Genomic DNA, 5,625 nt, shown 5'->3' on the forward strand with positions numbered 1-5,625 from the left:
CCAGCTACCGGCCGCCCTCCGCGGCCACCGCTCCCGCCCCCAACAGTTACACATGTTGCGGGGGGTGTTGGGGGACTCGCGGGGCGTGCGGTCGCCCGAGGTCGCCGATCCGCGCCCGCGGGCCGACCAGTTCGTGCACCGCGGCGCCCCGCCGCCGGGCCACCTCCGCCAGCTCGGCCCGGAACAGCACGTCCTCCGGGCGCCCGGCCCGCTGGACCAGGGTCAGCTCGCCCGGCAGCGTCTCGAACAGCGCCCGCAGCGGGGTGATCCCCACCCCCGCCCCGAGCAGCAGCACCCGGCGCCGCCGTTGCAGCCGCCCGGTGAACGCCCCGTACGGGCCCTCGGCGCGCACCGGGGTGCCCGGGCGCAGCGCGGCCACCGCGGCGCTGTGCCCGCCGAGGTCCTTGACGGTGAAGCGCAGGAAGTCCGGGCGCGGCGGCGCGGACAGCGAGTACGGGTTGGCGGCCCACCGCAGGCCGGGCGCCTGGAACTGGAGGCGGAAGAACTGGCCCGGCTCGGCCCGGAGTTCGTCCAGCCGCCGACCGGTCAGGAACAGCGACACCACGCCCGGCCCCTCCCGCCGCACCTCTGCCACCCGCAGCCGGTGCCGGCGGTCGAGCAGCCAGGGCCGGGCCAGCCGGTACCAGCCGAGCAGGGCGGCGGTGCCGAGGTAGAGCGCGTACCAGGCGGCGCGGGCCGGGCCGTCGCCGAGGTCGGCGCCGGTGGCCAGCTGGTGGCCGAAGGCGAGCGCCACCGCGAGGTAGGTGGCCAGGTGCAGGTAGTACCAGGCCTCGTACGGGAGGCGGCGCCGGGCGGCCCGGGCGGAGACGGCGCCGGTGCCCAGCATCAGCAGGGTGCCCAGCGCGGCCTTGAGCATCTCGGGGTAGTGGAGGACGATCTCCACGCCCTCGCCGAACAGGCCGCGCCCGTCCGTCAGCGCGTACCCCCAGACGACCGACAGCACGTGCACCGTCACCACGGCGACCAGCCAGCGCCCGCCGAACGCGTGCCAGCGGGCCAGCCGGTCGGCGCCTACCCCGCGCTCCACCGGCGGCAGCCGGGCCATCAGCAGGAGCAGCACCGGCGCCGCGTACCCGGCGAGCAGGCCGGTGATCCGGCCCGCCCCGGTCAGCCAGCCGGCCGCGCCGGCGACCGCCGGGGTGTCGGACCACCACAGCGCGAGGACGCCGAGCGCCCCGGCGGCGATCAGGCCCAGCACCGCGGCCGGCCGGACGGCGGCCGGGAGGCGCGGGGCCGCCCGGCGGGTGCGGGCGGCGGGTCTCGGCGGGGCGGCGGTGGCCATCGGGGATCCTCCTTCGGGCCCGGCGGGCGAGCACCGCCGGGGCGCACCACGATCGCACCGCAACCTCTGAGCCGGCTCTGAACCGGTGCCGTCGCCCCCGTCGCCCCCGGCGGTGTCGCCGCAGGTCAGGGTGGGTGGAGCGGGCTCTGCGGGCGACTGCCGGTCTCAGGGCTTTCTCATCGCGGTGGGCCAGGATGAAGGCGGCCGACCGCCTGCACCCAGGGAGCACCATGGACGACACCGCCGAGCGGGGCGCCGACCGGCAGGACTGGCGGGTCCTGGTCGTCGACGACGAACCGGACCTGGTGGAGGTGGTCTGCGGCGCGGTCCGCTACGAGGGCTGGCAGGCCCGGGGCGAGACCACCGGTCTGGCCGCCGTCCGGGCGGCGGCGCACTGGCGCCCGGACGCCGTGGTGCTCGACATGATGCTGCCCGACCTCGACGGCATGGAGGTGCTGCGCCGCATCCACGCCGAGCGGCCCGAGGTGCGGGTGCTCTTCCTCACCGCCCGGGACGCCGTCGAGGACCGGATCGCGGGCATCGCGGCGGGCGGCGACGACTACGTGACCAAGCCGTTCAGCCTGGCCGAGGTGGTGGTCCGGCTGCGCGGGCTGCTGCGCCGGGCCGCCCCGCCGGGGGCCGCGGGGCAGCCGCCCGCACACGCCCTGGTGCTCGGCGACCTCGTCCTCGACGAGCGGGCCCGCGAGGTCACCCGGGCCGGCGAGGTGGTCGACCTCAGCCCGACCGAGTACGCGCTGCTCGCCCACCTGATGCACCACCCGCGGCAGGTGCTCAGCAAGGCGCAGATCCTGGACGCCGTCTGGTCGTACGACTTCGGCGGGCAGGCGCACGTCGTCGAGCTGTACATCAGCTATCTGCGCAAGAAGCTGGACGCGGGCCGGACGCCGATGATCCACACGGTGCGCGGCGCCGGGTACCTGATCAAGGCGGCCCCGTGACCGGCGGCCCCGTGACGGGCAGCCCCATCACCGGCGCCGCCAGGGCGCGCCGCCGGGCCGCCCGGCTGGTGCCGCGGACGCTGCGGGCCCGGCTGATCGCCGGCCTGCTGGTGCTGCTGGTGGTGACCTGCGCCGCGGTCGGCCTCGCCACCACGGCGGCGCTGCGCCACTTCCTGGTGGACCGCCTGGACCAGCAGCTCGCCGACGCCGGCGGGCGCTACGCCGCCAGCCTGGAGCACGCCGGCCAGGGCGGCGGCACCGACACCCGGGCGCAGACCCCCGGCACCCTGGGCGCCCGGCTGCTGGACGGCCGGGTCACCGCGGCGGGCGTGGTCGACGGGGACGCCGACGACGCCAACGGCCCGAGCGCCGACGACCGGCTGGTGTTCTCGCCGGCCGAGCAGCGGGCCCTCGCCGCCCTGCCGGTCGGCGGGCCGGCCCGCACCGTCGACCTGGGCCGCGCGCAGGGCCACTACCGGGTGCGCGCGGTGGCCGGCCGGGACGGCGACGTGCTGGTCAGCGGACTGCCGCTGCGCCCGGCCGAGGACACCGTGGACCGGCTGGCGACCCTGGAGCTGACCGTCTTCGCGATCGCCGTCGCCGGGGCGGGGGCGGCCGGGGCGGCCTGGGTCGGCTGGTCGCTGCGTCCGCTGCGGCGGGTGGTGGGCACGGCCGAGCGGGTGGCCGCGCTGCCGCTCGCCAGCGGCGCCGTCACGCTGGCCGAACGCGTCCCGGACGACGATCCGCGGACGGAGGTCGGCCGGGTCGGCGCGGCGCTCAACCGGATGCTCGGGCACGTGGGCGACGCGCTGGCCCGCCGGCACGCGGTGGAGGAGCGGCTGCGGGCGTTCGCGGCCGACGCCAGCCACGAGCTGCGCACCCCCGTGGCGGCGGTCCGCGGCCACGCCGAACTCGCGCTGCGCCACCCGGGCGCGGTGCCCGGGTCGGTCCGGCACTCGCTGGAGCGGATCGACGCCGAGGCGGTGCGGATGGGCGCGATCGTCGAGGACCTGCTGCTGCTCGCCCGGCTGGACGCCGGCCGGCCGCTGGCCGACGCCGAGGTCGACCTGACCCGGATCGCGCTGAACGCGGTGGCCGACGCCCGGGCGGCCGGGCCCGGGCACCGCTGGCGCCTGGCGCTGCCCGAGGAGCCGGTGCTGGTGCGCGGGGACGCGGACCGGCTCAGCCAGGTGGTGGTCAACCTGCTGGCGAACGCCCGGACCCACACCCCGCCCGGCACCGAGGTCGAGCTGAGCCTGGAGCCGGCCGGGGCGGAGGTGCGGCTGGCCGTCGCCGACGACGGCCCGGGGATCACGCTGGAGCTGGCGGACCGGATGTTCGAGCGGTTCGTCCGGGGGGACCGCGCCCGCTCGCGCTCGACCGGGTCGACGGGGCTCGGCCTGTCGATCGTGCGGGCGGTGGTCCGGGCGCACGGCGGCACGGTGGATGCGGCGAGTCGGCCGGGGCGCACCGTGTTCACCGTCCGGCTGCCGCTCTGACCGGGGGCGCGGGCGTGGTGGTGCGGAAGCGGTGGCGGTACTCGGTCGGGGTGGTGTCGAGCCGGCGGCGGAAGGCCCGGACCAGGGTGTCGGTGGTGCCGAACCCGCAGTCGGCGGCGACGCGTTCGAGCGTGGCATCGGTGGATTCGAGCTGGTGGCGGGCGAGCTCGACCCGGGCCGACTCGATGTAGGCGCTGGGTGTGGTGCCCAGTTCGGTCTTGAAGATCCGGGTCAACTGCCGTTCGCTGACGTGGGCGTGGGCGGCGAGGTCGGGGACGGTGAGCCGGCCGGTGAGGTTGCGCAGGACGTGGTGGCGCAGCTCCTCGACCCGCCGGGTGGTGGAGACGGGTTCCAGCGGGACGCTGAACTGGCTCTGGCCGCTGGGGCGTTTGAGGTACATCACGAGCTGGCGGGCGACCCTCAGCGCGAGCTCCTCGCCGAAGTCCTCGGCGACCAGGGCGAGGGAGAGGTCGAGGCAGGCGCTGATGCCCGCGCCGGTCCAGACGTCGCCCTCGCGGATGAAGATCGGGTCGGCGTCCACCTCGATCTCCGGGTACTCGGCGGCCAGTTGCGCGGCGGTCGACCAGTGGGTGGTGGCGCGCTTGCCGTCGAGGAGCCCGGCGGCGGCGAGCAGGTGCGCGCCGACGCAGACCGAGGCGATGCGGCGCGAGCGCCCGGCGAGGGTGCGCACCCAGTCGACCACGGCCGGGTCGGTGCGCGGGCGGACCAGGCGCGGGCCGTCCACCTCGACGGCGCCGGGCACCAGCAGGGTGTCGATGGCGCTCGCGGCGGCCTCGTCGAAGGTGAGGTCGGGCAGGATCCGCACGCCGGCGGCGGTGGTGACCGGGTCCGTGGTCGCGGCGGCGAGGACGACGCGGTAGCCGGTCGCGTCGTCGGTCTCCCGCCGGACGAGGGAGAACACCTCGGGCGGTCCGGTGACGTCGAGCAGGTCGACGCCCTCGAACAGGACGATGACGATCAGTCGTTGTACGGCGCCCACGGCCCCACCTGCGCTCTCTTCGTGCTCTCTCGATGTCGGAATCTGCAGGTTAGACGGCATTGCCGACATCCGGTGGCCGGTCGTAGCGTTCCAGGGGCCGGGCCGCCGCGGCCGTCGCAGCCGCCGCCCGCCCTTACCCGTGCACCGAACCGAAGGTGGTCCCCCCATGCCCACGACGACCCTGCGCGCCCTGAACGGCCTCGACGAGACGCCCGCCACGCTCGCCGCGTCCACGCTGATCCTGATCGACTACCAGAACACCTACGTGCGCGGCGTGATGGAGCTGGAGGGCTGGCGGGAGGCGCTCGACGCGGCCGCTGCCCTGCTCGCCCGGGCGCGCGCGGCGGGCGCCACGGTCATCCACGTGATCAACGACGGCGGCGCGGGCACCCCGTACGACGTCCGTGCCGAGATCGGGCAGATCCACCCCGCCGTGGCGCCGGCCGAGGGCGAGGCCGTGGTCGTCAAGCAGGCCCCGGACGCCTTCGTCGGCACCGGCCTGGGCGCCCTGCTCGACGAGGCCGGCCACCAGGACGTGGTGGTCGCCGGCTTCATGACCCACATGTGCGTGGCCTTCACCACCGCGGGCGCCTTCCTGCGCGGCAACCGGCCGACGGTCGTCGCCGACGCCTGCGCGACCCGCCCGCTCGCCTCGGCGGGCACCCGGGTGACCGCCGCCCAGCTGCACCGCAGCGCCCTGGCGACGATCGGCGACCTGTACGGCGTGGTCGTGGAGTCCCAGGCCGCGCTGAGCTGAACCGTTTCCGTGGGGGGGCCCGCCCGCGGGCGGGCCCCCCAAGCCGCCCGGGTGGGCGCCAGGGGGGGGCCGACAGCCGGCCGGGGCCGCGGCGGGGGTCCCGCGCC

General features: G+C 77.0%; 5 protein-coding genes. 3 read left to right on the forward strand and 2 right to left on the reverse strand.

Annotated elements, in window-relative coordinates:
• Positions 1-46 precede the first annotated feature (46 nt).
• Complete coding sequence (locus ACFV6I_RS26755; protein WP_380428091.1) at positions 47-1,303, reverse strand: ferric reductase-like transmembrane domain-containing protein; 1,257 nt, start codon at positions 1,301-1,303, stop codon at positions 47-49.
• Between the two features lie 230 nt (positions 1,304-1,533).
• On the opposite strand from ACFV6I_RS26755, the gene ACFV6I_RS26760 reads away from it, so the two are divergent.
• Both ACFV6I_RS26760 and ACFV6I_RS26765 read left to right on the forward strand, forming a co-directional pair.
• Positions 1,534-2,262: a response regulator transcription factor gene (locus ACFV6I_RS26760; RefSeq protein WP_063350464.1), complete on the forward strand. Its 729-nt coding sequence runs from the start codon at positions 1,534-1,536 to the stop codon at positions 2,260-2,262.
• Between the two features lie 26 nt (positions 2,263-2,288).
• A complete protein-coding gene (locus tag ACFV6I_RS26765; protein ID WP_380428097.1) occupies positions 2,289-3,761 on the forward strand; it encodes a sensor histidine kinase in 1,473 nt (490 codons plus the stop codon).
• Here ACFV6I_RS26765 and ACFV6I_RS26770 read toward each other — a convergent pair.
• Positions 3,739-4,761: a GlxA family transcriptional regulator gene (locus tag ACFV6I_RS26770; protein ID WP_380428093.1), complete on the reverse strand. Its 1,023-nt coding sequence runs from the start codon at positions 4,759-4,761 to the stop codon at positions 3,739-3,741. The two genes, ACFV6I_RS26765 and ACFV6I_RS26770, sit on opposite strands and share 23 nt — an antisense overlap.
• A 166-nt stretch (positions 4,762-4,927) precedes the next feature.
• On the opposite strand from ACFV6I_RS26770, the gene ACFV6I_RS26775 reads away from it, so the two are divergent.
• Complete coding sequence (locus tag ACFV6I_RS26775) at positions 4,928-5,518, forward strand: isochorismatase family protein (protein WP_063350466.1); 591 nt, start codon at positions 4,928-4,930, stop codon at positions 5,516-5,518.
• The last annotated feature ends 107 nt before the right edge of the window (positions 5,519-5,625 follow it).

It is taken from the genome of Kitasatospora sp. NPDC059803 (assembly GCF_042732255.1).
Taxonomy (GTDB): domain Bacteria; phylum Actinomycetota; class Actinomycetes; order Streptomycetales; family Streptomycetaceae; genus Kitasatospora.